We start from the raw sequence: 26,786 nt of genomic DNA, 5'->3' as shown, positions 1-26,786 counted from the left end.
GGACTCGCCCGCCCGCGCACAGGGCACGGTCAGCGCCGGACGCAGCGGAAGCCCAGATGGCAGCTCGCGGTGTCCTCGGACTGGCCCTGGCGGGCGGCGGGGCGGTAGCGCAGGCAGTAGTCGGGGGCGCACAGATGCGAGCCGCCCTTGGTGACGCGGCGTGGAAACCGTTCGGTCCCGGCCTCGTCCGGCCGGTCCACCCGGGGGTTGCGCGGGGCGCAGCAGGCCCGGGGGGCCGGGTCCGGATGGCGGGTGGTGAAGTGGTCGCAGGTCCACTCCCAGACGTTGCCGGCCATGTCGAACAGGCCGTATCCGTTGGGCGGGTAGGTGCGTACCGGGGTGGTGCCCGGGGCCCGCCGTCCCTTGCCCCCGCCGGCCGGCAGATACCGCCAGGGGAAGCTGCCGTGCCAGGTGTTGGCCATGCGCCGGCCCTTGACCGTGAACGTGTCGCCCCAGGGGAAGACCGCCGCGTCGAGGCCGCCGCGGGCCGCGTACTCCCACTCCGCCTCGGTGGGCAGCTCCTTGCCCGCCCAGGCGGCGTAGGCGGCGGCGTCCTCGTAGGAGACCTGGGTGACCGGGTGCAGTTCCTTGCCGTCGAGGGTGCTGCCGGGGCCCAGCGGGCGGCGCCAGCCGGCGCCCGGCACATAGGCCCACCACTGCCGCCAGTCGTCCAGGTCCACCGGCCCGGCCGTCATCCGGAACACCAGCGCCCCGGGGACGAGCGCGGCGGGATCGGCGCCCGGGTAGTCCGCCGGATCCAGCTCCCGCTCCGCCACGGAGACGTAGCCGGTGGCCTTCACGAACCGCCGGAACTCGGTGACGGTCACCGGATGCGGGTCGATCAGGAAGCCGTCCACCGCCACCGGGTGCACCGGCCGTTCCTCGGGATAGAAGTCGGCGGACCCCATCAGGAACGTGCCGCCAGGGACGCGGACCATGCCGCGGGTGGAGGACGCCGTGTGTGGCCGTGCCGCGATGCTCATGGCGTCCACCGTGCCCCAGCCGTCCGCTGCCCGGAGGCACCGACGCGCGCTCGCCCGCGAGCGGATCGCCGGGGCCGGGCCCGTGGCGCCGGTGCGGTGTCAGTACGGCCAGATCGGCGGGTCCGTGACGAAGTGGCCGCCGAGGTGGGCGTGGTCGGGGTTCTCCGGGTCCAGCTCCCCCTGCTCGGCGACGAGCTTCCCGGCGTACTGCTCGGAGTCGTCCTGCGGGTCGTAGCCCAGGGAGCGCGCCGTCGTCAGGTCCCACCACAGCCGGGTGTTGTCGGAGGAGCCGTAGACCACGGTGTGCCGCACGTCCTCGGCGGTGAGCGCCGCATGGAAGAGGCGCGCTCCGTCGCCGGGGCTCATCCAGACGGACAGCATCCGTACGGACGTCGGCTCCATGAAGCAGGAGCCGATCCGTACGGAGACGGTCTCCACACCGTGCTTGTCCCAGTAGAACTGGGCGAGGTCCTCGCCGAAGGACTTCGACAGGCCGTAGAAGGTGTCGGGGCGACGGGGGGTGTCGATCGGGATCAGCGGGTCACCGGGGCTCGGCGGCGCGGTGTAGCCGATGGCGTGGTTGGACGAGGCGAAGACGATGCGCCCGACGCCCTCCTCGCGCGCCGCCTCGTAGAGGTTGTACGTGCCCTCGATGTTGGAGTGCAGAATCTTGTCGAACGAGGCTTCGAGCGAGATGCCCGCGAGGTGGATGACCGCGTCCACGCCTCGCACCGCCTCCCGCAGCGCGGCCTTGTCGCCGAGGTCGGCGATGACGGCGTCCGGTTCGCCCTCTATGGGCGTGAGGTCGAAGAGCCGGAGGTCGTAGCCGTACGCCGGAAGCAGTCCCCGCATGAGGGTGCCGAGGCCGCCGGCGGCTCCGGTGAGAAGGACGGTGCGCGGAGCTGGCATTCGGGGATCTCCTCGGTGCGGGCGCAGGGCGCGGGCGCGGTGCTGCGCGGACGGGGCGGTGCGGTGGCGGTGCTGCGTGGGGGTGGGACGTGCTGACGTGCTGACAGCGAGGTACGCGTGGGAGCCGGACATGCCGACAGCGGGTGTGCGGGGCACGCGGATGTCACGCAACCGCCAGGAGCGTCAACTCCATGAGCAGCATTCACATGCGTGGACACGCTAAGAAGTCGCGGTGGACCGCGTCAAGTGTCGCTCGATGCCGGTCGGTTCGTCGCGGGGTCCGGTTCCCGTGGCTTGACCGGCGCCGCGAGGCTGCCTTAGCGTGGCAGCGTTCAGAAATATGGACACCGATCATAATTGTGCACGCCTGAATCTGCTCAGGGAGCGCCCGTGACCTCAGCCCCCCTTGCCGCCCGACTCACCGATGTCGCCGGGCCGCTCTTCTTCCCCGTCACCGCCTACGGGCCGGACGGCGCCATCGACCTCGATGCCTTCCGCGCGCATGTGCGCAAGGGCGTCGACGCCGGTGCGGCGGCCGTCTTCGCCTGCTGCGGCACCGGCGAGTTCCACGCCCTGACCCCGGAGGAGTTCCGGCTCGTCGTCCGGGCGGCCGTCGAGGAGACCGCGGGACAGGTGCCCGTGGTCGCCGGCGCCGGCTACGGCACGGCGCTCGCGATCCAGTACGCGAAGCTCGCCGAGGAGGCGGGGGCGGACGGACTCCTCGCCATGCCGCCCTACCTCGTCGTCGCCGGCCAGGAAGGACTGCTGGCGCACTACACGGCCCTCGCCGCCGCCACCTCCCTGGAGACGGTCGTATACCAGCGGGACAACGCGGTCTTCACCCCGGAGACCGTCGTCGCCCTGGCCCGGACCCCCGGGATCATCGGCCTCAAGGACGGCTACGGCGACCTCGACCTGATGCAGCGCATTGTCAGCGCCGTACGCACCGGGCTGCCCGGCCAGGACTTTCTGTACTTCAACGGGCTGCCCACCGCCGAGCTCACCGGGCTCGCCTACCGGGGCATCGGCGTCACGCTCTACTCCTCCGCCGTCTTCGCCTTCGCCCCCGACATCGCCCTGGCCTTCTACCGGGCGCTGGACTCCGGCGACGACGACCTGGTCAACGCGCTGCTCGACCACTTCTACCGGCCGCTCGTCGAACTGCGGGCCAAGGGCCGCGGTTACGCGGTCTCGCTCGTGAAGGCGGCCGTCCGGCTGGAGGGCCTGGACGTCGGCCCGGTGCGCACCCCGCTCACCGAGCCCCCGGCCGAGCACATCGAGGAGCTGGTCTCGATCATCGCGGACGGCCGCACCCTGCTGGAGAAGCATCGTGCGGGGGAGGCGAAGTGAAGGCCTCCGCCTTCCTGTACCCCTGGGACGTCGTGGGGGACCCGGACGCCCCCGCCCGCCTCGCCGGGCTCGGCGTCCAGCAGGTCACGCTCGCCTCCGCCTACCACTCCACCCGGGCCCTCACCCCGCGCCACCCCGGCCGCCGGATCGTGACGGCCGAACACGCGGCGGTGCTCTACCCGTCGGACGCCACCCGCTGGGCGGGGCGTGAGCTGCGCCCCTACGCCCAGTCCTGGGTGGCGGGGGAGGACCCGTACGCCGAGGCCGCCGAGGCCCTGGCGGGCGCCGGTCTCCAGGTGCACTCCTGGGTGGTCCTCGCGCACAACTCCCGCCTGGGCGCCGAGCATCCGGACACCTCCGTGGTCAACGCCTACGGCGACCGCTACCCCTGGGCGCCGTGCATCGCGCAGCCCGCCGTCCACGCGTACCTGGTGGACCTGGCGGCGGAGGCGGCCGTGCGCCCCGGGACCGCGGGCACCGAGCTGGAGTCGTGCGGCTGGTACGGCTTCGCCCATCTGCACGCCCACGACAAGACCTCGGGGGTCGCCCTCGGGGACGCGGCGCAGTACCTGATGTCCCTCTGCTTCTGCGCCGACTGCCGGGCCGGCTACGCGTCCGTGGGGCTGGACCCCGAGGAGCTGCGTGAAGCCGTACGCCGCGCCCTGGAGCCGGTCTGGGCCGGCTCCGGCTCCGGCGAGCAGGGGTGGGCCGCTGTCGAGAAGCTGCTCGGCGCGGGCCTCGCCGACGCCACCCTGCGGTGGCGCGTCCAGGTCGCCAGGGGCCTCCAGGAGGCGGCCGTCGCCGCTGTACGGGCCGCGGCGACGGCGCCGGACTTCCAGGTCCTGCTGCACGCCGACCCCGCCCCCTACCGGACCGGCGCCAACGCGGGGACCGACCCGGCCCACATCCTCTCCACGGCGGACGGGGTCGTGCTGCCCTGCACCGGCGGCGCACAGGCACGCGAGGCCGTCCTCGGGCCGTTCGCGGGGCTCTCCGGGGTGCTGGCGGCCAACTTCAACGTGGTGAGCGGGATGGGCGGCAGCCCCGGCACGCTGGAACGGGACGCCGCGCACGCGGCCTCGCTCGGCGCGGACCAACTGCGCCTGTACCACGCGGGCCTGGCCTCGGGTCCGGACCTGAGCGCGGTCACGAAGGCCCTCTCCGCCGTCCGCGGCGGCTGATCCCGTAGCGTCCGGCACGCTCGAAGCGCAGGTCCCCGGCGTGCAGCCGGGGGCCTTCGCCATGCCCCTGGCCCGGGTGCGGAGAGCCGCGCCGGCCGGGACCCGCCGTGTCCCGGTTCCGCATCCGCCGAACTTCTTTTGCCAGAAGCGTTGACGAAACATTCCCACCGCTCTAGCTTCATCGCGTCGTACTTCGTACGTCATATATGAGACGCCATACGCGAGATGCGAGAGCTCTTCACCCATGACCTTTGCGCCTGCCCCGATTCCGTCCAGGACCCAGTACGTGCTGGAGGCGATCAAGCACGCCATCCTCACCGCGCAGCTGCAACCGGGGCAAGCGCTCGTGGAGACCGAGCTCGCCGCGCAGTTCGGGGTGTCGAAGACGCCCGTACGCGAGGCGCTGAAGACACTCGCGGGCACCGGACTCGTGGTCATGAGCCAGTACAAGGGCGCCACCGTGCGGCTCGTCGACGCGGCCATGGCCCGGGAGGTGTACGACGTGCGCCTGCTCCTGGAGCCGGAGGCGCTGCGCCGCTCCATCACCCGCAGGTCCTCGCTGGAGGCGGCCCAGGAAGCCCTGGAGCGGGCCGACACGGCGATCGACAAGGCCGACAGGTCGCTCGCCAACCGGGACTTCCACCGGGCCCTCTACCTGCCCTGCGGAAACCCGCTGCTCGCCCGGATGCTCGACGAGATCCGCGACCAGGCCGCCCTCGTGTCGACCGTGGCCTGGTCCGCCAACCCCTCCTGGGAGCGCGAGGCTGCCGAGCACCGCGAGATCCTGCGGCTCGCCCTCGCCGACGACGCGGCAGCCGCCGCGGGGGCCCTGCACGACCACATCGCATCGTTCGTACGCCGCGCCTTCCCCGACGACGAAGACGGGGGTGACACGGCGTGAACCACCAGCTGGACCTGAACCACCAGCACCTCGACGAAAGGCTGGTCCGCATGGACCTCTCCCCGCTGAAGGCGGCCCTCGCAGACGTTGTGGCGATCCCGGTGACCCCGTTCGCCGAGGACGGAACCATCGACACCGCGGTCCACCGTGCCCTGCTGCGAAGACTGCTCGACGGTGGAGTCCGCATCGTCACCCCGAACGGCAACACCGGGGAGTTCTACGCACTGACCCCCGACGAGCGGCGCACCGTCACCGAACTCACCATCGACGAGGCGGGCGGCCGCGCCACCGTCCTGGTGGGCGTCGGCCACGACGTGCCGACCGCCGTGGCCGCCGCGGAGCACGCCAGGGACGCGGGCGCCGAGATGGTGATGGTGCACCAGCCGGTCCACCCCTACGTCTCGCAGGACGGCTGGGTCGACTACCACCGGGCCATCGCCGAGGCCGTTCCCGGGCTCGGGGTCGTCCCGTACGTCCGTAACCCGCTGCTCGCCGGTGAGCGCCTCGCCGAACTCGCCGACAGCTGCCCCAACGTCATCGGTGTGAAGTACGCCGTCCCGGACGCCGCCCGCTTCGGCGCCTTCGCCCGGGACGCCGGCCTGGAGCGCTTCGTGTGGGTCGCCGGCCTCGCCGAGCTGTACGCCCCCTCCTACTTCGCGACCGGCGCCACCGGCTTCACCTCCGGACTCGTCAACGTCGCCCCCGGTGTCTCGCTGGCGATGCTGGAGGCGCTGCGGGCCGGCGACTACGTCGCGGCGATGAAGGTCTGGGAGCAGATCCGCCGCTTCGAGGACCTGCGCGCCGACCGGCAGTCCGCCGACAACGTGACCGTCGTCAAGGAGGCCCTGGCCTCGCTCGGACTCTGCCGTCGCGACGTCCGCGCACCGAGCCGGGTGCTGCCCGAGGCGCAGCGCGCCGAGGTCGCGGACCAGGTCGCCGGGTGGTCCATATGACCGGCACCGACGGCGCCCGCATCGCCCCCGAGGAGCTGCGCAGCCACCAGTGGTACGGCACGGACGGCCTCCGCTCCTTCAGCCACCGCGCCCGCACCCGGCAGCTCGGCTACCTCCCCGAGGAGCACCTGGGCAAGCCGGTCATCGCGATCCTCAACACCTGGTCCGACATCAACCCCTGCCACGTCCATCTGCGCGACCGCGCGCAGGCGGTCAAGCGGGGCGTCTGGCAGGCGGGCGGCTTCCCGCTCGAATTCCCGGTCTCCACGCTCTCGGAGACCTTCCAGAAGCCGACCCCGATGCTCTACCGCAACATGCTGGCGATGGAGACGGAGGAGCTGCTGCGCTCCTACCCCGTCGACGGCGCCGTGCTGCTGGGCGGCTGCGACAAGTCGACGCCCGCGCTGCTGATGGGCGCCGCCTCCGTCGACCTGCCCACCGTCTTCGTGCCCGCCGGGCCGATGCTGCCGGGCCACTGGCGCAACGAGGTCCTGGGCTCCGGCACGGACATGTGGAAGTACTGGGACGACAAGCGGGCCGGCCTCATCGGCGACTGCGAGATGGCCGAGCTGGAGAACGGGCTCGCCCGCTCACCCGGCCACTGCATGACGATGGGCACCGCCTCGACCCTGACGGCCGCCGCCGAGGCGCTGGGCGTCACCGTGCCGGGCGCCTCGTCCATCCCGGCCGTCGACTCCGGTCACGACCGGATGGCCGCGCAGTCCGGGATCCGGATCGTCGAACTGGTGTGGCAGCAGCTGAAGTTGTCGCGGATCCTCACGGCGGACGCCTACGAGGACGCCGTCGCCACCGTCCTCGCGCTCGGCGGCTCCACCAACGCCGTCATCCACCTGATCGCGATGGCCGGACGCTCCGGGGTGAAGCTCACCCTGGACGACTTCGACCGCATCGCCCGCACCGTGCCCGTCCTCGCCAACCTCCGCCCCGGCGGGAAGTACCTGATGGAGGACTTCCACTTCGCCGGAGGGCTGCCCGGATTCCTGGCCCGGCTCACCGACGTACTCCACCTGGACCGGCCCACCGTCGCGCACTCCACGATGCGCGAACAGCTCGACGGGGCGCTCGTCCACAACGCCGACGTCATCCGGGAGCGTGACAACCCGCTGGCCGAGGAGGGCGGGGTCGCGGTCCTGCGCGGCAACCTCTGCCCCGACGGCGCGGTCATCAAGCACATCGCCGCCGAACCGCACCTGCTGCGCCACACCGGACCCGCGGTCGTCTTCGACGACTACAAGGAGATGCAGCGCACCATCAACGACCCGGCCCTGGCCCTCACCCCGGACCATGTGCTGGTGCTCCGCAACGCCGGCCCCAAGGGCGGTCCCGGCATGCCCGAGTACGGCATGCTCCCGATCCCGGACTACCTGCTGAAGCAGGGCGTACGGGACATGGTGCGGCTCTCCGACGCCCGGATGAGCGGCACCAGTTACGGGGCCTGTGTCCTGCACATCGCACCCGAGTCCTTCGTCGGCGGACCGCTCGCCCTGGTCCGAACCGGTGACCTGATCACCCTGGACGTCGAGGCGCGGCTTCTCCACCTGGACGTGTCCGAGGACGAGCTGGAGCTGCGCAGGGCCGCGTGGACCGAGCCGCCCGCCCGCTACGGACGCGGTTACGGCGCGCTCTACCAGGACCAGATCACCCAGGCCGACACCGGATGCGACTTCGCGTTCCTGGCCCGGCAGGGAGAAGTGCCCGACCCGTACGCGGGCTGAACCCGGGCGCACAGAATTCCGCGCACCGCCCCGTCCGGAATGCCGAACGGCATGCGGTAAGCGCTTGCACCATGCACCGAAAGACATGCACCGAAAGACATGCGCCGACAGCACGGCACATCCAGCACTTTCCAGAGATCGGAGACGCGTCATGGCCCAATCCGCAGCCGTGGCCACACCGCCCCCCAAGGGGAAGGCGTCCAAGCGCCGCTCGGCCACCCCCCGCCGACTGCCGTATCTGCTGATCGCGCCGGCGGGTCTGCTGATGCTGGGCTTCATCGCCTACCCGGTGGTCAGCGTCTTCTACTACAGCCTGCAGAACTACAACGTCACCAAGCCGTGGCGGAACGGCTTCGCCGGCTTCGACAACTTCACCAGGATCTTCACCGAGGACGAGCAGTTCTGGCCGACGCTCGGCTTCAGCGCCCAGTGGGTCTTCACCCAGGTGACGCTCCAGCTCGCGCTCGGCCTCGCGCTCGCCCTGATCGTCAACCAGACCTTCATCGGCCGCGGCATATCCCGCGCCATGGTCTTCTCGCCCTGGGCCGTCTCCGGGGTGCTGACCAGCACCATCTGGATCCTGCTCTACAACTCCTCGACCGGCTTCAGCCGCTACCTCGCGGACGCCGGGATCGGCGAGTACGGCACCTCGGTCCTCTCCGACACCGGGACCGTGTTCTGGGCGGCCACCGTCTCCGAACTCTGGCGCGGAGTCCCCTTCTTCGCCATCCTCATCCTCGCCGACCTCCAGTCCGTCTCCAAGGAGCTGTACGAGGCGGCGTCGGTGGACGGGGCCGGCCGGCTGCGGCAGTTCTTCCACATCACGCTCCCGCACCTGCGCGACGCGATCATCCTGGCCACCCTGCTGCGCGGGGTCTGGGAGTTCAACAACGTCGACCTGCTCTACACCCTCACCGGCGGCGGACCGGCGGGCGAGACCACCACACTCCCGCTCTACGTCGCCAACACAGGCATCGAGGGCCACGACTTCGGATACGCCTCCGCGCTCACCACCGTCGCCTTCGTGATCCTCCTCTTCTGCTCGATCGTCTATCTGCGCCTGAGCAAGTTCGGAGGCGACAACAAGTGACTGCCGCACTCGTGGAGAAGAAGGACGCCCGCACGCCGGGACAGTCCCGTGGGGACGCCACCCCGCCGCCCTCCTCACCCCGCCGTCCCAAGCGCGAGCGTGCCTTCGACGACGTACCGCGCTGGCAGATCTACGTGCCGCTCGGCATCTACCTGCTGTTCACGCTCATCCCGTTCTACTGGATGCTCCTCTTCGCCGTACGGCCCGCCGGCTCCACCTCGCTGGTGCCCTGGCCGATGACGGGGGACCACTTCTCCAAGGTCTGGAACGAGCGCAGCTTCGCCCTCTTCTTCCAGAACAGCATGATCGTCGGCGTCGCGACGCTGATCGCCACCACCCTGGTCGCGCTGGCCGGCGGCTACGCCCTGGCCCGGTTCGACTTCAAGATCAAGGGCGCCTTCATGCTGGCGCTGCTCTGCTCGCAGTTCATCCCGGGCGCCCTGATGCTCGTGCCGCTCTTCGAGATCTTCAAGAACCTCCAGATGATCAACTCCCTGGGGAGCGTGGTCATCGCGGAGACCGTCTTCCAGCTCCCCCTGTCGATCATCCTGATCAGCGGGTTCATCAAGAACGTGCCGGTCTCCCTCGAAGAGGCCGCCTGGGTGGACGGCTGCTCGCGCTTCAAGGCGTTCTGCGCCGTCGTCCTGCCGCTGCTGCGCCCCGGACTGATCGCGGTCGGCTCCTTCGCCTTCGTCCACAGCTGGAACCACTTCCTGTTCGCCCTGATGTTCCTCAGCGAACAGGACAAGCAGACGATCCCGGTCGGCCTCAACACCCTGATCGGCGCCGACAGCGTCGACCTCGGAGCGCTGGCCGCGGGCGGTGTGATCGCCGCGGTGCCCGTGGTGATCGTCTTCGCCTTCATCCAGAAGTGGCTCATCACCGGCTTCAGCGCCGGCGCCGTGAAGGGATGACGACATGACCCGGACGAGTGCGACCACCCCCGTGCCCGTCGTCCTGGCCGGAGCACGCGGCCACGGCCGCTGGCACCTCGCCAACATCCGCCGCCTCCAGCGCCAGGGCCTGGTCAGACTGGCCGGAGTCTGCGAGCTGAACCCGCTGACCGACGCCGAACTCGACCTGTTCGCCGGGGAGATGCCCGAGCAGTCCGCCGACTTCGGGGCCCTCCTGGACTCCACCGGCGCGCGCGCCGCTGTCATCTGCACCCCCATCCCGACCCACACCACGCTGGCCCTGACCGCGGCGGCCCGCGGCGTCCACCTCCTCCTGGAGAAGCCGCCCGCCGCGACCTACGAGGACTACGCCCGCATGGCCGACGGCGTACGGGAGGCGGGCATCGCCTGCCAGATCGGCTTCCAGTCCCTCGGCTCGCACGCCGTGCCGGCCGTCAGGGAGCTCGTACGCTCCGGAGCCATCGGCACCGTCCGGGGCGTCGGCGCCGCCGGTGCCTGGGTCCGCGACGACGCCTACTTCCGGCGGGCGCCGTGGGCCGGGCGCCGCAGGATGGGCGGGACCGACGTGGTCGACGGGGTGCTCACCAACCCGCTGGCCCACGCCGTCGCCACCGCGCTCGAACTCGCCGGCCGGGGAACGGCCGAGGACGTGACGTCCATCGAGACCGAGCTGTTCCGCGCCCACGACATCGAGTCCGACGACACCAGCTGCGTCCGGATCACCACCACCGACGGGCTGCCGGTGACCGTCGCCGTCACCCTCTGCGCGGAGGAGGCCGGCGAGCCGTACGTGATCGTCCACGGCGACCGGGGCCGCATCACCTTCTGGTACAAGCAGGACCGGGTCCTCGTCCAGCGCGCCGGACACGGCCCCGAGGAGACCGTGCACGGGCGGACCGACCTCCTGGAGAACCTCGTCGGCCACCTGGAGGACGGCACCGCGCTCCTCGTACCGCCGGAGCGCACCGGCGCGTTCATGCGGGTCCTGGAAGCGGTACGCACCGCCCCCGAGCCCACCGCGCTGCCCGCGTCCGCCTGGCACACCCGGCCCGCCGACCAGGGCGGCGGCGTACGGCGCATCGTGCGCGGCATCGACGGAACCGTCGCCGCCGCGGCCGACACCCTCAGCCTCTTCTCCGAACTTGGGCCTGTGTGGAGTTCTGGGCTGGATCAGCGAGCGGCGTCCTGCGGCTCCGTATCCAAGGCGGAGGAGGGAGCGATGGCGGAGCCCTCGCGACCGACGACAACGCCGGAGACGGAGCCGCAGGACGTCGGGAGCCCGGCCCGGAACTCCACACAGGCCCCAGGCGCCTCCTGGGCGCGACCCAGCGAGGTGAGCACCGCATGACCACCACCGCGCTCCTGAGCTGCGCCGGACGCCCCGTCGGCCGCTACAGCCAGCGGCCCGGGACGGACAGCCGCCCCTATCTGCACCCCGTCACCACCCTCGCAGGCACCCCCGTCACCGAGGAGCGCCCGGCCGACCACATCCACCACCTGGGCGCCTCCGTCGCGGTGCCCGACGTGGCCGGACACAACTTCTGGGGCGGGCGCACCTTCGTCCGGGGCCAGGGCCCCACCGCGCTCGACAACCACGGGACGCAGCGCCACCTCGGCTGGAAGCTGCGCGACCCGGACGGCTTCGTGGAGGAGCTCAGCTGGGAGGCCGACGGCACCGAGCTGCTGCGCGAGCACCGCACCGTCGCCGTCAGCGAGATCTCCGGCACCGCCTGGGCGCTGGACTTCTCCTTCTCCCTCACCAACCGGGGCGGCAGCGACCTCTCCATCGGCAGCCCCGCCACCAACGGCCGCCCCGGCGCCGGATACGGCGGCTTCTTCTGGCGCGCGCCCAAGGAGGCCGCCCCGCCCGCCGTGTTCAGCGGCACGCTCGACGGCGAGGAAGCGGTGCACGGGAAGGCCGCCGACTGGCTGGCCCTCTCCGGCGACGGCTGGACGCTCGTCTTCGCCGGCGCGACCGACGAGACCCGGCGCGACCCCTGGTTCGTACGGACCACCGAGTACCCCGGGGTCGGCTCCTCCCTCGCCGCGGACCGCCGGCTCCCCGTCGCCGCCGGAGCCACCGTCGTACGCCGGGTCGTCACCGTCGTCGCCGACGGACGCCTCGACCGGGACGCCGCGGCCGCCCACGTCCGCAAGGCGGTCGCCGCGTGACGATGCCCTGGACGGCCGACCTCGGGGACGGCACCTACCGCAACCCCGTCCTGAACGCCGACTGGTCCGACCCGGACGTGATCAGCGTCGGCGAGGACCACTACCTCACCGCTTCCAGCTTCGGCCGTGTCCCCGGACTGCCCCTGCTGCACTCCCGCGACCTCGTCAACTGGTCGCTCATCGGCCACGCCCTCGACCGGCTGGAACCGAAAGCCGACTTCGCCGTGCCGCGCCACGACTGCGGGGTGTGGGCACCCTCGCTGCGCCACCACGCCGGACGCTTCTGGATCTTCTGGGGCGACCCCGACCACGGCATCCAGCAGATCAACGCCGAGGACATCCGCGGCCCCTGGAGTGCCCCGCACCTCGTCAAGGCGGGCAAGGGCCTGATCGACGCGTGCCCCCTGTGGGACGAGGAGACCGGCGAGGCGTACCTCGTGCACGCCTGGGCGAAGTCCCGCTCCGGGATCAAGAACCGGCTCACCGGCCACCGGATGAGCCCCGACGGACGCGAGCTGCTCGACGAGGGCACCACCCTCGTCGACGCCGACACCATCCCGGGCTGGTTCACCCTGGAGGGCCCCAAGCTCTACCGCCACGACGGCTGGTTCTGGATCTTCGCTCCGGCCGGGGGAGTGGAGACCGGCTGGCAGGGAGCCTTCCGCTCCCGCACGTTCGAGGGGCCCTACGAGGAGCGGGTCGTCCTCGCGCAGGGCACCACCGAGATCAACGGCCCGCACCAGGGCGGCTGGGTGCGCACCGCCGCCGGCGAGGACTGGTTCCTGCACTTCCAGGCCCGCGGGGCGTACGGCCGTGTGGTGCACCTCCAGCCGATGCGCTGGGACGGAGACGGCTGGCCGGTCATCGGCGACGAGGGCGAACCCGTCCTCGTGCACCGCAGCCCCGAGGCCCCGGAGCAGACCGTCGGGGCACCGGCCTCCAGCGACGACTTCCCCGGTGGCCGGTACGGCCGTCAGTGGCAGTGGACCGCCGACCCGCGCCCCGGCTGGACGGTCGGACACGGCGGCGACGGGCTGCGCCTCAGCTGCGTACGGACCGCGTACGCCCATGATCTGCGGGCCCTGCCCAACGTCCTGGTGCAGCGGCTGCCCGCCGAGGAGTTCACCGTCGAGACCGGCATCACCCTGGACTCCACCGAACCCGGGGCCAAGGCCGGGCTCGCCGTCCTCGGGGACGCCTTCTCGTGGATCGGCCTGGAGGCCGGGCCCGACGGGACGGCCAGGCTCGTCCACCGGTACGCCGAGACCGTCGCCGAGCACGAGCGGGACGCCGCACACCCGCGCCCCGCGCCCGGAGCCGCCGTACGCGTGCGCATCGAGGTCACCCGGGGCGCCCGCTGCCGCTTCCACGCCGACACCGGCGACGGGTCCGGCTTCCAGCCGTCCGGCCAGGTCTTCGCGGCCACCCCGTGGCGCTGGGTGGGAGCGCTCCTGGGCCTCTTCGCCACCGCGCCGGCCGGCACCGGGCCGTCGGGAACAGCCGGCTTCACCGCATTCCGCACCACCGGACGACCACGCAGAGCCTGACCCCGCACCGCTGTAGGGAGCCGCAATGACGCACCTCCGTACCGAGCGCACCAGAGCGAGAAGCCTGTCCACCGCCTTCACCCTCGCCGCTTTCCCGCATGCGTGGAACCACGACGCCGGCCGTCGGAAACAGCTGCCACGGGGACGTCCGGCGCACCCGCCGGGCCGACACCACGTCCGGGCCGGACCGGTGCGGACCCGCACACCGGCGCCGCACGGCACGCACCACTGAACCTCCCCCCACGCACGCGTACAGATTCCGAGAGAGAAGAGCCGACATGAACATCTCGAAGACGCTCCGGGGGCGTGCCGCGACCGCGGTGTCCCTCACCGCGGTCCTGGCCCTGGGGGCCACCGCCTGCGGCGACGACGGAAGCAGCTCAGGCACGGAGGGCAGCGGGAAGGGCGAGATCACCTTCTGGGACAACAACGGTGGTCCGCGCACCGCCATCTGGACCGAGATCATCAAGGACTTCGAGAAGAAGAACCCGGACATCAAGGTCAAGTACGTCCCGATCCCGATCGCCGACGTCCAGTCCAAGTACGACACGGCCATCGCGGGCGGCGGCCTCCCCGATGTGGGCGGTGTCGGCACCGCGTACCTGGCCAACATCGTGTCCCAGGAGGCCCTGGAGCCGATCAGCGACCGGCTGGAGGAGTCGCCGCTGAAGGGCAAGCTCGTCGACAACATGGTCGAGAGCGTCAGAGCCGCGGCCGGCCGGGGCGACGACATGTACACCGTGCCGACCTCCGCGAACAACGGCGCCCTCTGGTACCGCACCGACCTGTTCGAGGCGGCGAAGCTGGAGGCGCCCACCACCTGGCCCAAGTTCTACGAGGCCGCCGACAAGCTCACCGACGCGAAGAACAACAAGTTCGGCTACACCATCCGCGGCGGCGCCGGCTCCATCGCCCAGGCCCTGGACGCGATCTACGGCCAGACCGGGATCACCGACTTCTGGGACGGCGAGAAGACCACCCTGAACGACCCGAAGAACGTCGCGGCACTGGAGAAGTACGCCGCGCTCTTCAAGAAGACGACGCCCGCCGCCGACGTCAACAACGACTTCACCAAGATGGTCGCCCAGTGGGACACCGGCACCATCGGGATGCTCAGCCACAACCTCGGCTCCTACCAGGACCACCTGAAGGCGCTGGGCGAGGACAAGTTCGCCGGCATACCCGCCCCCATCGGGGAGGGCGGCACCCGCGTCCAGGTCTCCAACCCCGTCGACGGCCTCGGCCTCTTCCGGTCCAGCAAGAACAAGAACGCGGCCTGGAAGTTCATCGAGTTCGCGGCCTCGCACGAGTCGAACAGCAAGTGGAACGAGTCCGCGGGCGCCATCCCGGCCAACACCGAGGCGGCCAAGGACCCCTGGATCAACGAGACCGAGCCGACCGCGCTCGCCGCGAAGGCCCTCACCGACGGCTCCACCAAGATCGTCGACCTGCCCTACTACCTGCCCGACTGGAACAACATCAGCAAGGCCGACAACGAGCCCGAGTTCCAGAAGCTGCTCCTCGGCAAGATCACGGCCAAGGCCTTCCTCGACAAGATGGCCGATGAGCTGAACGCCGCCCAGAAGGAGTGGAAGGAACTGGGCAACGGCTGACCGGCCGTCCCGTCACGGCCGGCACCCCCGATGACCGGGGGACCGGCGGCGGTCCGGGTCGCACCCCGCCGCCGGTCCCTCTTCTCCCCACGCACCACCTCACGCGTGTCCTCCGAGAGAGGCAGTCATCCCGTGTCACTCACCCGCAGACAGACGGCAGCCGCGCTCCTCGCGCTGCCCCTCGCCCTCAGTGCCACCCCCGCGCTCGCGCACGGCGGCGGTGGCGGAGGAAGGCCCCGGCACAGGACCCTCCACATCGCGGGCGACTCCACCGCGGCCCAGAAGTACGCCGACGCCGCCCCCGAGACCGGCTGGGGCATGGCCCTGCCCTTCTTCCTCGGCCGCGAGCTCGCCGTCGCCAACCACGCGGTGAACGGCCGGAGTTCCAAGAGTTTCATCGACGAAGGCCGGCTCACCGCCCTCCTCGAAGGCGTCCGCCCCGGCGACATCGTCCTCGTCCAGTTCGGGCACAACGACGAGAAGACCGAGGACCCCGCCCGGGGCACCGATCCGTACACCACCTACCAGGAGTATCTGCGCCAGTACGTCAAGGGCGCCCGCGCCCGTCGCGCGGAGCCCGTGCTGATCACCCCGGTCGAGCGCCGCCGCTTCGCCGAGGACGGCACCGCGAAGCCCACCCACGGGGAGTACCCCGCGGCGATGCGCGCCCTGGCGTCCGAGGAGGGCGTGACCCTGCTCGACGTACAGGCGCTCTCCCTCGCCCGCTGGCAGGAGCTCGGCCCCGACGGGACGAAGGCGTACTTCAACTGGCTGGAGCCGGGGGAGTCGCCCAACCACCCCGACGGCGTGCAGGACAACACACACTTCCGGCCCGACGGCGCCGTCGAGGTGGCCCGGACGACCGCCCGCGCCCTGCTGGACGGGCGCGTGCTCGCGCCGCGCGACCTGCGCCGCCTCGGCGAGCCGGTGCCGGGGACGTGGATCACCTGGCCGCAGGCCTGATCCCCGCTCCCCTGTTTCTCCCCCCGTCACACGTACGACTGTTTCCTCTCCCATTCACACGTACGACAGTTAGGGATCAGCCATGCCCGCACGCATGAGACACGTCCGCGCCATCGCCGTGGTGATGGGCTGCGCCTCGCTCGCCCTCGCCGTGAGCCTGCCCGCCCAGGCCTCCTCCCCGCACGCCAAGGGAGCCGAGCGTTCCGTGCTCCCCTCCGGCGACGGCTGGGCCGCCGCCGACGGCTCCACCACCGGGGGAGCGGCCGCCACCCCCGACCACGTCTACACCGTCACCAACCGGGCCGAGCTCATCGCGGCCTTCGAGGACGCCGGTGACGCGCCGAAGATCGTCAGGATCGCCGGCACCGTCCACGGCAACTCCGACGCGGCCGGCACCCCGATCGGCTGCGAGGCCTACCAGCAGGACGGCTACACCCTGGAGAAGTACCTCGCCGCCTACGACCCGGCCGTCTGGGGCACCGAGGAGGTCCCCTCGGGTCCGCTGGAGGACGCCCGCGTCAAGTCCGCGAAGCTGCAGGCCGCGGCGGTCAACGTGAACGTCCCGTCCAACACCACGCTCATCGGTGTCGGCAAGGACGCCACCGTCATCGGTGCCAGCCTCCAGGTGAAGAACGTCTCCAACGTCATCATCCGGAACCTCTCCTTCGAGGACACCTACGACTGCTTCCCCCAGTGGGACCCGACCGACGGCGACACCGGCCACTGGAACTCCGAGTACGACAACCTCGTCGTGTACGGCTCCCGGCACGTCTGGGTCGACCACAACACCTTCAGCGACGGCGACCGCCCCGACGCCGACCAGCCCCGGTACTTCGACGAGCTGTTCCAGCAGCACGACGGGCTCTTCGACATCGTCCGCGGCGCCGACCTGGTCACCGTCTCCTGGAACGTCCTCAAGGACCACGACAAGACGATGCTCATCGGCAACAGCGACGGCGCCGGGGCGGACGACCGGGGCAAGCTCCGTGTGACCCTGCACCACAACCTCTTCAAGGACGTCAACGAGCGCGCGCCCCGCGTCCGCTTCGGCCAGGTCGACTCGTACAACAACCACTTCGTCTCCACCAAGGGCAGCGCCTACGGCTACACGTACGGCATCGGGGCCGAGTCCCGGCTCGTCGCCGAGCACAACGCCTTCACCCTCAACTCGGGCGTCGACAAGGCCACCGTCCTGAAGAAGTGGTCCGAGTCCTCCCTCACGGCCGGGGACAACTACGTCAACGGCCGGAAGACCGACCTGATCGCCGTGCACAACGCGGGCGTGCCCGCAGAGCAGCTCACCGTGGGCGCCGGCTGGACCCCGGAGCTGCGTACGAAGGTCGACCACCCGCTGGTCGTCCCGCTGCTCGTCGGCCTGGGCGCCGGTGCGGGCAGGCCGACGCTCCGCTGACCCACCCGAGAACCGGCCGGAGCGGCACCGCACGCTCTCCAGCACCCCGGAGGGCGCCGCTCCGGCCCCACCCCGCCAAAGGAGTACCGCCATGCCCAGCAGACGCAGCGCCCTGACCCTGTTCGCGGGTGCGGGCGCCGCCCTCGCCCTCGGCACACCCGCCGCCCGGGCCCGGCCCGCGCACCAGCGCCCCTTCGGCCGATACGGTTCACCGGCCCGGCGGCTCGACGCCCGGACGCTGTACGTCGACCCGCACGGCAGGGGCGACCACACCGGCGTACAGGCCGCCGTCGACGCCGCGTCCGGCACCGGCCACACCCTGGTGCTCGCCCCCGGCACCTACCGCTCCACGGTCCTCGTCACCGCCGCCCGGGCGGAGCTCACCCTCATCGGCGCGAGCGGCGACCCCCGCGACACCGTCCTCGTGTACGACAACGCGGCCGGCACGCCCAAGCCCGACGGGTCCGGCACCTACGGCACGAGCGGATCGGCCACCGTCACCGTCGCGGCTGCCGGGTTCACCGCCCGCGACGTGACCTTCGCCAACGACTGGCTGCGCTCCGACAACCCGGAGTACACCGGCACCCAGGCCGTCGCGATCAAGGTGCAGGGCGACCGGTCGGCGTTCTACGGCTGCCGATTCCTCGGCCACCAGGACACCCTGTACGCCGACTCCCTCGCCCTCACCGCGTTCGCCCGCCAGTACTACCGGGACTGCTACGTGGAGGGCGACGTCGACTTCGTCTTCGGCCGCGCCACCGCCGTCTACGACCGCTGCCACTTCCGCACCCTGACCCGCACCGACCTGGCCTCGGCCCCGTACGGCTTCGTCTTCGCGCCCAGCACCGCGGGGGCCAACCCGCGCGGCTACCTGGTCCTGCGCTCCCGGGTCACCAGCACCGCCCCCGACGCGTACTACAAGCTGGCCCGCCCCTGGGTGCCCTCCTCCGACCTCACCGCCCACCCGATGCTGACCGTCCGCGACAGCCACCTCGGCGCGGGCATCGACGCGGTCACGCCGTACGGCACGATGTCCGCGGGCTTCCCCTGGCAGGACCAGCGCTTCGCCGAGTACCGCAACACCGGCCCCGGCGAGCGCGTCACCGATCCCGCGAACCGTCCGCAGCTGACCGCCTCCGAGGCCCGCGCGCACACCGTGGCCGGATACCTGGGCGACTGGCGTCCCTACGCGTGAACCTGGGGATCACCGGACGGGTCCTCCCCGCCTTCCACGAGCGGCTCAAGGACGAACTCACCTTCCCGCTCTCCTGGGAGAGGTCGGCGGCACGTGACTTCCCGGCCTGGCGCGCCGAGGCGCGCGCCGCGGTCGGGGAGTCGCTGCTGCAGCCGCCGGTCCCCGGCCCCGAGCCGTTCGACCCGGTGACCGTCGATGCGTGCGACGCCGGCCCGTACACCGCGCGCACCGTGGAGTTCGCCCTCAGCCGTTACGGGCGGGCGCGCGGATCCCTGCTGGTGCCGCACGGGGCGGGGCCGTTCCCCGCGGTGCTGGTTCTCCACGACCACGGGTCCGAGTTCACGATCGGCCGGGAGAAGACCGTACGGCCCCGGTCGGACCCGGAGCGCCTCGCGCGCGCCACCGCGTGGGCGGACCGGAACTACGGCGGCCGGTTCATCGGCGACGAACTCGCCGCCCGCGGCTACGCCGTGCTCGCCGTGGACACCCTCGGCTGGGGTGACCGTGGCCCCCTCGCCTACGAGGACCAGCAGGCGCTGGCCGCCAACCTCCTCCAGCTGGGCACCTCGGCGGCCGGCCTCGCCGCCCACGAGGACATCCGCGCCGCCGCCTTCCTCGCCTCGCTGCCCGAGGTGGACGAACGGCGCGTCGGCGCGCTGGGCTTCTCCATGGGCGCCTACCGCGCCTGGCAGCTGTCCGCCCTCTCCGACGGCGTCAGGGCGGCGGCGGCCGTCTGCTGGATGACGGGGCTCAAGGAGATGATGGTCCCCGGCGACAACGCGCTGCGCGGCCAGTCCGCGTACTTCATGCTCCACCCCGGGCTGCACCGCCGTCTCGACATCCCGGACGTGGCCTCACTCGCCGCCCCCAAGCCCGCGCTCTTCCACGCGGGCGGCCGGGACCACCTCTTCACGGCGGCCGGGGTGGAGAGGGCGTACGCGAAGCTGCGCGCGGTCTGGGAGTCGCAGGGAGCGGGTGACCGGCTCACCACCACCGTCTGGCCGGACACCGGCCATGTCTTCTCGGCGGCCATGCAGGACGCGGTGTACACCTGGCTGGACACATGGCTCGCCCCGGATCCGGCACGGCCCCGGAGCAACCGGCCGACCGCTCCACGGTGTCCTGTGTAAGGGGCGCGCTTCACCCCGCACTGCTGCCGGCTACGTCCCGTGCCGGGGGTGGCCTGCCGCCTTCTTGGTGACCTTCTTCGCAGCGGACGACTTCTTCGCCGCGGCCTTCCTGGCCCCCGGCTTCGCGGCTGCCGGCTTTCCGGCCGTTGTCTTCCTGGCCGTCGTCTTCCCGGCCGTCGTCTTCCTGTCCCGGCTCGCCTTCTTCTTCTTCGCGGGAGCGCGACGGGGCCTGTCCTCCTCGCCGGAGTGCTCCGGGGCCCGGCGCCTGCGGCGGGCGGCCGGGCGGCGGGGTTCCTCCTCCGCCTCCTCCGCCTCCTCGTGCTCGCCGCCGAGCTGCGCCTCGCCGGCCTCGCCGGCCTCGCCGGCCTCGCCGACCTGATCGACGGCGTCCGCGGCGCTGCGGCCCACGTCCTCGACGGCGGCGCCGGCTTCGTCGCCCACCCCTTCCACCGCCGAGCCCGTGCCCGCGCCGACGGATTCGACCGCCGTCCCCGCTCCCCGGCCGACCTCGCTCACCGCCGCGCCGGCGCCCTCGCCCAGCTCTCCCGCGGCCCGGCCGGTGCCGGCCCCCACGTCCTCGATCGCCGTACCCACGCCGCGGGTGAGCTGCTCAAGGATCTGGGGGTTGCGGTCCACCGTGGCCAGCAGCCGGGTGACGATGGTGGCGATGTGGTGGAGCCGCACCTTGAGCTGCGCCTGGACATCGACACCCTCGATGCCCAGCTGCACCCGCCCGAGCCGCACGTCCGCCCCGACGTTCAGCTTGAGGAGGTCCAGCACCTCGGCCTTCAGCGAGACGTGGGCCTCCAGGTCGTCGACCTCCAGGTCCAGCTTGTCCACATGCAGGGACGGCACGTCCAGGAAGACATCTGACGGCCCCTCATCGGGATCGCCGTCGTCCCCCGGGACCATGATCTCGGCGTCCGGGTCCCGGCCCTCGCGGCCGGTGCTGTCGGAGCTGGGCATGATGCGCGCACATCCTCGGTAGGTTCCCCGAGCAGGATCCTCACGTCCAAGTGTCGACCGGGCGAAACCATGGCGCAATCGCCGGTGCCACGCCCCGCCGGACAGCGCTGTCCGCCCCCACCGGCCGGCGCTACGGACAGGGGCGGACAGCTCAGGCGAGCGCGTGCGAGGACCTAGTCGTAGCTGAGGTCCGACGCGGCGTAGCGGCAGTACGTGCCGTCCGGACCGCTGCCGGTCTCCTTCGGCTCGGCGCCCGTGTTGTTGCCCGTGTAGCGGACACACGGCTTGATCTTCTTGCTGCTGTCCCCGTGGATCCGCACCGAACGCAGCGCGGCGGTGTCCCCGTAGTTGGTGTTGATGCCCACCAGGGACTTGCCGGGCGCCGTGATGTCGACGTCGTTCACGGTGATCTCGCGCTTGTACTGCTTGGAGCAGTTGCCGCACGACCGGACGAGCTTGCCGAAGTCGGAGACCTGGAACTTCGTGATGACCAGCTTGCCCGCGCCGTTGAACTGGAAGACCTTGTCGGAGGCCTTCTTCGCGCCGCCGCCGTACACCGTGTAGACGGATCCGGTCGACGTGCCCTTGAAGGACGCGGCGTCCTCGCCGACGTCCTCCCACCAGACGTTCTGGATCGTGCAGCTGCCGGAGCAGTGGACGCCGTCGGCGGCCGGCGAGCCCAGGATGACGTTCTTCAGCGTCGCCCCGTCGGCCAGCTTGAAGATCGGATCCTGGCCCTCGTCCTGGCCGTCCCCGCCGAGGTCGCCGCTCCCGTAGAAGCGCTTCAGCGAACCGTCGTACGTCCCCGAGACCTCGATGGTCTTCGAGACGGCCTGGGTGCCGGTGGCGCTCGGCCAGGCCGGTACCGCGGCCGTCGCCGCGCCTGCGGGCTGCAGCATCATGTTGGTGGCCAGTGCGGCGCCGGTGAGGCCCAGGGCCGCGGTCAGCGCGGCGGCCATGCGGCGCTTGCCGGGCCTGCGCCGGTGGGTGTGCGCTCGTTCGCTCATGTTCGTCGGTCCCGTTTCCTAGGGGGTGGGGGCAGTGTGTTGCGCTCATGGGTCGCCGCCGCCCGGGAAAGGGTTGCCGGGTCTCCCGCCTGATTTCCCAGTCGTCCGGATCCGGACGCTCGGATCAGTGCGTGTCCGTGAAGCCGCCGCCCACCGACGTCGTTCCGCCCGCCGCACGCGCCTGCGCCGTGTAGTCGTCCCGCCCGGTGTCGCGGGCGCCCTCCGCGTGGTTGTACTGCCCCGCGAAGCTGTGCGTACCGGTCGGCACGCTCCGTCCCGGCTTCAGGGTCCAGCGGTAGACGAGGAAGCCGTCCTCCTCGCGCGCCGACGCCACGAAGTCCTCCTGCGGCAGGGAGCGCCAGGAACCGGTGGTGTTCACCCCGCCGTTCAGTGCGATCCGCAGCTCGACGGTGAGCTCGGACAGCGGCTGCGTCGTCTTGACCGTCACCTCACTCTGCGCCCAGTAGCTGTTGCTGTTCGGGTTCAGCGAACCGTCCGACCACAGCGGGCCGTCCCCGGCGGGCAGGGCGGCGCCCCGGGCCGTGGACGGCGTCGTGGGCGCGGGTGACGCGGGCCCGGCGGCCACCCGCTGTCCGCCCGCCGGCTCCTCCCGGCCCGCCGAGGTGACCGCGAACGCTCCCGCCGTCAGCACCCCGCACACCGCCGCCGTCGCGCCGACGACCCGCAGCCACGGCATCGGCGTGCGCGGGGCGCGCGCGGGACGGGCCGGCGGTTCCTCCGCCATGCCGCGCTCGATCCGGGCCAGCATCCTTGCCCGGTCGGGGCGGTGCGAAGCGGCGGCGGTGCGCAGCCGCTCCCGCAGGTCCTCGTCCATCACTGCCTTCCTCCGGTGCGCTGCCCGGCGGCCGCCACCTGTACCTGTACCGCCGGGGTCTCGGGCCCGAGCAGCCGCTGGAGTTCCGCCACACCGCGCGAGGTCTGGCTCTTCACCGTACCCACCGAGACCCCGAGGACCAGAGCGGTGTCGCGTTCGGACAGGTCGAAGGCGTGCCGCAGCACCACGCACGCGCGCTTGCGGAACGGCAGCCGGCGCAGGGCGTCCTGGACGTCCACCACCGCCGACACGTCGGGGCCGTCCGCCGCGTAGCCGTCCCCGGCCCCGCGGGGAGCCCAGAACAGCGCGATCCGCCGGCGCTCACGCACCGCGCTGCGGATGCGCGTACGGGCCAGGTTGGCGACGACGCCCCTCGCGTACGCCGCCGGGTGGTCGGCGCCCCGGACCCGGTCCCAGCGGTGCCAGAGCGCCATGAGCGCGTCCGCGGCCAGGTCGTCCGCCGCGTCGGCCTCGCCCGTCAGCAGATGGGCGAGGCGGGCGAGTTCGGCGTAGTGCGCCTCGAAGAACGCATGGAACTCGGCGGCAGCAGCATCGTCCACGACTGTGCCCACAAGTACCTCTTCTCTGCACTGGATCACTGCGCGCTCGCACGAGCTGTGTACGTTCCCAATTCCGTTGCGCGGGGCGAGAGCGTACCAATGCGCACCCCGGAAGCGCTTCGACGCGTGTGCGCCTCCCAGTAAGGCGTAACACGGCGAAAACCTGAAGCCCCCTGCGTCAGGTGAACCGGGGGGATCTCCGTGCCGCCCCCTCACGGCACGGTGATCCCCCCCCGGTGGATCACCCGGCGGTACGGCCGAGTCCGGCCAGCGCCGAGGCCTTCATGGCCCTGTGGTCCTCGATCTCCTGCCGCCACCTCTCGCGGCTCTTCCTCTCCGCCCCGGCCTGGGCCTTCGCCACCGCCGCGGCCAGGCCGGCCTCCCGCTGGCACGCCAGGTCCTCGCCCGCGAGCCGCAACTCGGCGCGCCCCACGTCCCGCTGTGCGGCCGCGTCCCCGCCGGCCTTCTCCAGCCGGCGCCCCGTCTCGGCCCGAGGATCCGACAGCCTCCGGAAGGCGTGCCCCTTCTCCGCCATGCAGCCGGCCCACGCCTGCTCCGCCTTCCGGAATCCGGGCGTCCGGCGGACGGCGTCGGCGATGTCTCCGGTGAGGCTCTCCATGAGGTGGTGCAGTTCCGTCCAGCGTTTCCCGTACACCGCGCCGCTCGCGACCTCGACGCAGGACCGGGGGTCGTACCGGATCTCCACGCCGTCCGGCAGGGTGAGGGTGCGCCGGTGCTTCTCGTCGCCCAGGAGCGCCGTCCGCCAGGCCGCGCTCTCCGCCTCGGACAGCGTGGAGAGGTGCGAGGCGTTCGGATCCTGCGGCCGGCTCAGCACCTGCCCGGCCGTGAGGCCGTAGCCGTCGTCCCGGGACCGGCGGGCCTCCAGCAGGCCGTAGGGGTTCTCCGCGGTGAGCGTGTGCGGATCGGACACCGGGACCGTTCGGTAGACATGGCCCCGCTCGCGCATGCAGGAGCGGACCCGGCTCTCCTCCGACCGGCGCAGGGCGACGGCCTGGGCAGGGGAGAGGTGGACGGCTCCCGACAGGGGCCGAGGGAGTTCGGGTTCCCCGCCGCCGGGCCCCTCGTGGCCGGACGCACCGCATCCGGCCACGAGGAAGCATGCTGCGGCGGCAGGCCACAGCAGTCGCCGCATCGGGTCAGCACACCCACTTGTTGGAGGCGACGCCGTACGCGAAACGGCCGTCCGCGAAGTACGTCTTCAGCGTGGCGATGCTGGCACCACGCTTGAGGAGGTAGGTCCGGCCCTCGTAGTCCTTCAGCGTGTAGATCCGGACGTCGCAGCTGTTGCCGTGGTTGTAGACCGAAGCGGCGTTGTTGAACTTGTTGTACTGCCGCAGGTCCGTGTTGTTGCCGAAGACCTCGCCCGGGTCGCCCGCGTAGCTGGTCGCGAGCCACGCGCACAGCGCTCCGGCACTGCAGTCCGCCTTGGCGGCCTGCGCCGGTGCGGCCGTCGCCGCCACACCCAGGCCGGCCAGCAGCACGGCCCCCGACGCGACGGCTGCCTTCGCCCGTAACCCGATGAACTTCCTCATGCCTCTCCCCCTTCAGGACTTTCACGATCGTCCACGGCCGCGTCCCGGAACCCCGCGGGCCCCGCGCGCCGTGTTCGGCGTGAACCACTCTCGCCCGCACCCGCCCCGCCCGGCCAGGCTGTTGCGTCCGGCCGCAAAAGCCGAGCTGGGCGGGGAGGTCCGAGTGCTCCGGGCCCTGTTCCGGCGCGTGCGCGCCGAGTAAGACGTAACACGGGGAAAACCTGAAGTCCCCGAGGCCGGTGCACAATCCGGCTGACCGTCGAGTGATCCGAACCCAAGGAGAAGTGCATGCCGGACACACCTGATCCCGCCGCGCCCGTACGCAAGACCGAGGACGCCGTGGTCCCGGCGCCCTCGCCGTCCCCCGAGGCCGTCGCCCCCGCGCCCGGCCGGCCGGGCGCGGTCGACCGCTACTTCTCCATCAGTGCCCGCGGCTCCGACTTCGGCCGTGAGATACGCGGCGGGTTCGCCACCTTCTTCACGATGGCCTACATCCTGGTGCTCAACCCGATCATCCTCGGCTCGGCCGAGGACAAGTTCGGCAACCACCTCTCCGGGCCCCAACTCGTCACCGCCACCGCCCTGGTGGCCGCCGTGATGACCGTCGTGATGGGGCTCGGCGGCAATCTGCCGCTCGCCCTGGCAGCGGGCCTCGGCCTCAACGCCGTCGCCGCCTTCCAGCTCGCGCCGCTGATGAGCTGGCCCGACGCGATGGGCCTCATCGTCATCGAGGGGCTGTTGATCTGCGTCCTGGTGGTCACCGGGCTCCGCGAAGCGATCATGCACGCGATCCCGGCGCCCCTCAAGCAGGCCATCAGCGTGGGCATCGGGCTCTTCATCGCGTTCATCGGCTTCGTCGACGCCGGGTTCGTCACGCGGATCCCCGGCGAGACCGGCTCCGTCCCCGTCCAGCTCGGGGCCACCGGGCAGCTCTCCGGCTGGCCGGTGCTGGTCTTCTGCCTCGGTGTGCTGCTCACCGTCGCGCTGCTCGCCAGGAAGGCGAAGGGCGCCATTCTCATCAGCATCGTCGTGACGACCGTGGTGGCGGTCGTCATCAACGAGATCGCCGACATCGCCCCCACCGCATGGGGCCTGACCGTCCCCGCCGTCCCCGCCGACCTGGTGGCCGCACCGGACTTCGGGCTGCTCGGCTCCTTCAGCCTCTTCGGGGCGTTCCAGCAGGTCGGTGTGGTCACCATCGTGCTGCTGGTCTTCACCCTGCTGCTGAGCGACTTCTTCGACACCATGGGCACCGTCGTCGGCGTCACCCACGAGGCCGGTCTCCTCGACCAGGACGGCAAGGTGCCGAACCTGGGCCGGGTCCTGCTCATCGACGGTGCGGCGGCCGTCGCGGGCGGCGCCGCCTCCGCGTCCTCCGCCACGTCCTACGTCGAGTCCACGGCGGGCGTCGGCGAAGGCGCCCGTACCGGCTTCGCCTCGCTGGTCACCGGCGGCCTGTTCGCCGTGGCGCTGTTCCTCACCCCGCTCGCCACGATCGTCCCGTCCCAGGCGGCGGCGCCCGCCCTGGTCGCGGTCGGCTTCATGCTGATGGCTCAGGTGCGGCACATCGACTGGGAGAAGTACGAGATCGCCATCCCGGCCTTCCTCACGATCGCCGTCATGCCGTTCACCTACTCGATCACCAACGGCATCGGCGCGGGCTTCGTCGCCTACGTCGTGATCAAGGCCGTCCTCGGCAGGGCCAGGGAGGTCCACTGGCTGCTGTGGGGCACCGCGGCGCTGTTCGCGGTGTACTTCGCCATCGACCCGGTCGAGCAGCTGCTCGGGGTGAGGTAGCGCGACAGCGAGCGCGCGTC

At 71.8% G+C, this 26,786-nt stretch carries 24 protein-coding genes; 16 read left to right on the top strand and 8 right to left on the bottom strand.

What is annotated here, in order from left to right:
• Positions 1-29: 29 nt before the first annotated feature.
• A complete protein-coding gene (locus ACIRD8_RS31550; protein ID WP_403999114.1) occupies positions 30-983 on the bottom strand; it encodes a formylglycine-generating enzyme family protein in 954 nt (317 codons plus the stop codon).
• A 99-nt stretch (positions 984-1,082) separates the two neighbouring features.
• The gene (locus ACIRD8_RS31545; protein ID WP_403999111.1) at positions 1,083-1,892 is read right to left on the bottom strand and encodes an NAD-dependent epimerase/dehydratase family protein; all 810 of its coding nucleotides are present in this window, start codon (positions 1,890-1,892) and stop codon (positions 1,083-1,085) included.
• Between the two features lie 390 nt (positions 1,893-2,282).
• Here ACIRD8_RS31545 and ACIRD8_RS31540 point away from each other — a divergent pair, with 390 nt between their 5' ends.
• The 15 genes from ACIRD8_RS31540 to ACIRD8_RS31470 all read left to right on the top strand — a co-directional run bounded on the left by ACIRD8_RS31540 (position 2,283) and on the right by ACIRD8_RS31470 (position 20,048).
• Positions 2,283-3,242: a 5-dehydro-4-deoxyglucarate dehydratase gene (locus tag ACIRD8_RS31540; protein ID WP_403999108.1), complete on the top strand. Its 960-nt coding sequence runs from the start codon at positions 2,283-2,285 to the stop codon at positions 3,240-3,242.
• Positions 3,239-4,423, top strand: a complete 1,185-nt coding sequence (locus tag ACIRD8_RS31535) for a hypothetical protein (protein ID WP_403999105.1) — start codon at positions 3,239-3,241, stop codon at positions 4,421-4,423. The genes ACIRD8_RS31540 and ACIRD8_RS31535 overlap by 4 nt, the downstream gene beginning before the upstream one ends.
• Before the next feature lie 244 nt (positions 4,424-4,667).
• Positions 4,668-5,324 (top strand): GntR family transcriptional regulator, encoded by a 657-nt coding sequence (locus tag ACIRD8_RS31530; protein WP_403999102.1) that lies wholly within the window; start codon positions 4,668-4,670, stop codon positions 5,322-5,324.
• A gap of 50 nt (positions 5,325-5,374) precedes the next feature.
• Positions 5,375-6,277: a dihydrodipicolinate synthase family protein gene (locus tag ACIRD8_RS31525; protein ID WP_403999150.1), complete on the top strand. Its 903-nt coding sequence runs from the start codon at positions 5,375-5,377 to the stop codon at positions 6,275-6,277.
• Positions 6,274-8,013, top strand: a complete 1,740-nt coding sequence (gene araD / locus ACIRD8_RS31520; protein ID WP_403999099.1) for an L-arabinonate dehydratase — start codon at positions 6,274-6,276, stop codon at positions 8,011-8,013. Before ACIRD8_RS31525 ends, araD begins: the two co-directional genes overlap by 4 nt.
• A gap of 151 nt (positions 8,014-8,164) precedes the next feature.
• Entirely contained in the window at positions 8,165-9,103 is a 939-nt protein-coding gene (locus ACIRD8_RS31515; RefSeq protein ID WP_403999096.1) for a carbohydrate ABC transporter permease, read from the top strand.
• On the top strand, positions 9,100-10,017 hold the full coding sequence (locus ACIRD8_RS31510) for a carbohydrate ABC transporter permease (RefSeq protein WP_403999093.1): 918 nt from the start codon (positions 9,100-9,102) through the stop codon (positions 10,015-10,017). Before ACIRD8_RS31515 ends, ACIRD8_RS31510 begins: the two co-directional genes overlap by 4 nt.
• Positions 10,018-10,021: 4 nt before the next feature.
• Positions 10,022-11,365, top strand: coding sequence for a Gfo/Idh/MocA family protein (locus ACIRD8_RS31505; RefSeq protein WP_403999090.1), 1,344 nt, complete (start codon positions 10,022-10,024; stop codon positions 11,363-11,365).
• A complete protein-coding gene (locus ACIRD8_RS31500; protein WP_403999087.1) occupies positions 11,362-12,189 on the top strand; it encodes a PmoA family protein in 828 nt (275 codons plus the stop codon). Before ACIRD8_RS31505 ends, ACIRD8_RS31500 begins: the two co-directional genes overlap by 4 nt.
• Positions 12,186-13,736: a family 43 glycosylhydrolase gene (locus ACIRD8_RS31495; protein ID WP_403999084.1), complete on the top strand. Its 1,551-nt coding sequence runs from the start codon at positions 12,186-12,188 to the stop codon at positions 13,734-13,736. The genes ACIRD8_RS31500 and ACIRD8_RS31495 overlap by 4 nt, the downstream gene beginning before the upstream one ends.
• A gap of 278 nt (positions 13,737-14,014) precedes the next feature.
• Positions 14,015-15,349 carry an ABC transporter substrate-binding protein gene (locus ACIRD8_RS31490; RefSeq protein WP_403999082.1) on the top strand — a complete coding sequence of 445 codons (1,335 nt, stop codon included), beginning with the start codon at positions 14,015-14,017 and terminating at the stop codon, positions 15,347-15,349.
• A gap of 132 nt (positions 15,350-15,481) precedes the next feature.
• Entirely contained in the window at positions 15,482-16,312 is an 831-nt protein-coding gene (locus tag ACIRD8_RS31485) for a rhamnogalacturonan acetylesterase (protein ID WP_403999147.1), read from the top strand.
• Between the two features lie 82 nt (positions 16,313-16,394).
• Positions 16,395-17,723 carry a polysaccharide lyase family 1 protein gene (locus ACIRD8_RS31480; RefSeq protein WP_403999079.1) on the top strand — a complete coding sequence of 443 codons (1,329 nt, stop codon included), beginning with the start codon at positions 16,395-16,397 and terminating at the stop codon, positions 17,721-17,723.
• 91 nt (positions 17,724-17,814) lie between these two features.
• Positions 17,815-18,918 (top strand): pectinesterase family protein, encoded by a 1,104-nt coding sequence (locus ACIRD8_RS31475; RefSeq protein ID WP_403999077.1) that lies wholly within the window; start codon positions 17,815-17,817, stop codon positions 18,916-18,918.
• On the top strand, positions 18,915-20,048 hold the full coding sequence (locus ACIRD8_RS31470; protein ID WP_403999074.1) for a dienelactone hydrolase family protein: 1,134 nt from the start codon (positions 18,915-18,917) through the stop codon (positions 20,046-20,048). Before ACIRD8_RS31475 ends, ACIRD8_RS31470 begins: the two co-directional genes overlap by 4 nt.
• Before the next feature lie 30 nt (positions 20,049-20,078).
• Here ACIRD8_RS31470 and ACIRD8_RS31465 read toward each other — a convergent pair whose 3' ends face one another.
• From ACIRD8_RS31465 to ACIRD8_RS31440, 6 genes are all read right to left on the bottom strand, one after another.
• Positions 20,079-21,014 (bottom strand): hypothetical protein, encoded by a 936-nt coding sequence (locus ACIRD8_RS31465; RefSeq protein ID WP_403999071.1) that lies wholly within the window; start codon positions 21,012-21,014, stop codon positions 20,079-20,081.
• Positions 21,015-21,187: 173 nt separating this feature from the next.
• Positions 21,188-22,021, bottom strand: coding sequence for a pectate lyase (locus tag ACIRD8_RS31460; protein WP_403999068.1), 834 nt, complete (start codon positions 22,019-22,021; stop codon positions 21,188-21,190).
• A 124-nt stretch (positions 22,022-22,145) separates the two neighbouring features.
• Positions 22,146-22,856, bottom strand: coding sequence for a hypothetical protein (locus ACIRD8_RS31455; RefSeq protein ID WP_403999065.1), 711 nt, complete (start codon positions 22,854-22,856; stop codon positions 22,146-22,148).
• Positions 22,856-23,428 carry a SigE family RNA polymerase sigma factor gene (locus ACIRD8_RS31450; protein ID WP_403999062.1) on the bottom strand — a complete coding sequence of 191 codons (573 nt, stop codon included), beginning with the start codon at positions 23,426-23,428 and terminating at the stop codon, positions 22,856-22,858. The genes ACIRD8_RS31455 and ACIRD8_RS31450 overlap by 1 nt, the downstream gene beginning before the upstream one ends.
• Before the next feature lie 229 nt (positions 23,429-23,657).
• Positions 23,658-24,569 (bottom strand): hypothetical protein, encoded by a 912-nt coding sequence (locus tag ACIRD8_RS31445; RefSeq protein WP_403999059.1) that lies wholly within the window; start codon positions 24,567-24,569, stop codon positions 23,658-23,660.
• Positions 24,570-24,573: 4 nt separating this feature from the next.
• The gene (locus tag ACIRD8_RS31440) at positions 24,574-24,969 is read right to left on the bottom strand and encodes a peptidase inhibitor family I36 protein (protein ID WP_403999056.1); all 396 of its coding nucleotides are present in this window, start codon (positions 24,967-24,969) and stop codon (positions 24,574-24,576) included.
• Positions 24,970-25,257: 288 nt separating this feature from the next.
• Between ACIRD8_RS31440 and ACIRD8_RS31435 the strand changes: the two genes are divergently transcribed.
• Complete coding sequence (locus tag ACIRD8_RS31435; RefSeq protein WP_403999053.1) at positions 25,258-26,766, top strand: NCS2 family permease; 1,509 nt, start codon at positions 25,258-25,260, stop codon at positions 26,764-26,766.
• Positions 26,767-26,786 lie beyond the last annotated feature (20 nt).

Origin of the sequence: Streptomyces sp. NPDC102451 (genome assembly GCF_044765485.1) — a bacterium.
Lineage (GTDB): Bacteria > Actinomycetota > Actinomycetes > Streptomycetales > Streptomycetaceae > Streptomyces.
Note: the sequence above shows the minus strand (reverse complement) of the source record. Positions and strands in the feature narration are given on the sequence as shown.

What these genes read in the sequence shown, in the direction of transcription:
- ACIRD8_RS31445 (WP_403999059.1), bottom strand. Translation starts at nt 24,569, where the DNA reads ATGCGGCGACTGCTGTGGCCTGCCGCCGCAGCATGCTTCCTCGTGGCC.
- ACIRD8_RS31475 (WP_403999077.1), top strand. Translation starts at nt 17,815, where the DNA reads ATGCCCAGCAGACGCAGCGCCCTGACCCTGTTCGCGGGTGCGGGCGCC.
- ACIRD8_RS31490 (WP_403999082.1), top strand. Translation starts at nt 14,015, where the DNA reads ATGAACATCTCGAAGACGCTCCGGGGGCGTGCCGCGACCGCGGTGTCC.
- ACIRD8_RS31515 (WP_403999096.1), top strand. Translation starts at nt 8,165, where the DNA reads ATGGCCCAATCCGCAGCCGTGGCCACACCGCCCCCCAAGGGGAAGGCG.
- ACIRD8_RS31455 (WP_403999065.1), bottom strand. Translation starts at nt 22,856, where the DNA reads ATGGACGAGGACCTGCGGGAGCGGCTGCGCACCGCCGCCGCTTCGCAC.
- ACIRD8_RS31440 (WP_403999056.1), bottom strand. Translation starts at nt 24,969, where the DNA reads ATGAGGAAGTTCATCGGGTTACGGGCGAAGGCAGCCGTCGCGTCGGGG.
- ACIRD8_RS31505 (WP_403999090.1), top strand. Translation starts at nt 10,022, where the DNA reads ATGACCCGGACGAGTGCGACCACCCCCGTGCCCGTCGTCCTGGCCGGA.
- ACIRD8_RS31525 (WP_403999150.1), top strand. Translation starts at nt 5,375, where the DNA reads ATGGACCTCTCCCCGCTGAAGGCGGCCCTCGCAGACGTTGTGGCGATC.
- araD (WP_403999099.1), top strand. Translation starts at nt 6,274, where the DNA reads ATGACCGGCACCGACGGCGCCCGCATCGCCCCCGAGGAGCTGCGCAGC.
- ACIRD8_RS31550 (WP_403999114.1), bottom strand. Translation starts at nt 983, where the DNA reads ATGAGCATCGCGGCACGGCCACACACGGCGTCCTCCACCCGCGGCATG.
- ACIRD8_RS31480 (WP_403999079.1), top strand. Translation starts at nt 16,395, where the DNA reads ATGCCCGCACGCATGAGACACGTCCGCGCCATCGCCGTGGTGATGGGC.
- ACIRD8_RS31500 (WP_403999087.1), top strand. Translation starts at nt 11,362, where the DNA reads ATGACCACCACCGCGCTCCTGAGCTGCGCCGGACGCCCCGTCGGCCGC.
- ACIRD8_RS31530 (WP_403999102.1), top strand. Translation starts at nt 4,668, where the DNA reads ATGACCTTTGCGCCTGCCCCGATTCCGTCCAGGACCCAGTACGTGCTG.
- ACIRD8_RS31460 (WP_403999068.1), bottom strand. Translation starts at nt 22,021, where the DNA reads ATGAGCGAACGAGCGCACACCCACCGGCGCAGGCCCGGCAAGCGCCGC.
- ACIRD8_RS31545 (WP_403999111.1), bottom strand. Translation starts at nt 1,892, where the DNA reads ATGCCAGCTCCGCGCACCGTCCTTCTCACCGGAGCCGCCGGCGGCCTC.
- ACIRD8_RS31465 (WP_403999071.1), bottom strand. Translation starts at nt 21,014, where the DNA reads ATGCCCAGCTCCGACAGCACCGGCCGCGAGGGCCGGGACCCGGACGCC.
- ACIRD8_RS31435 (WP_403999053.1), top strand. Translation starts at nt 25,258, where the DNA reads ATGCCGGACACACCTGATCCCGCCGCGCCCGTACGCAAGACCGAGGAC.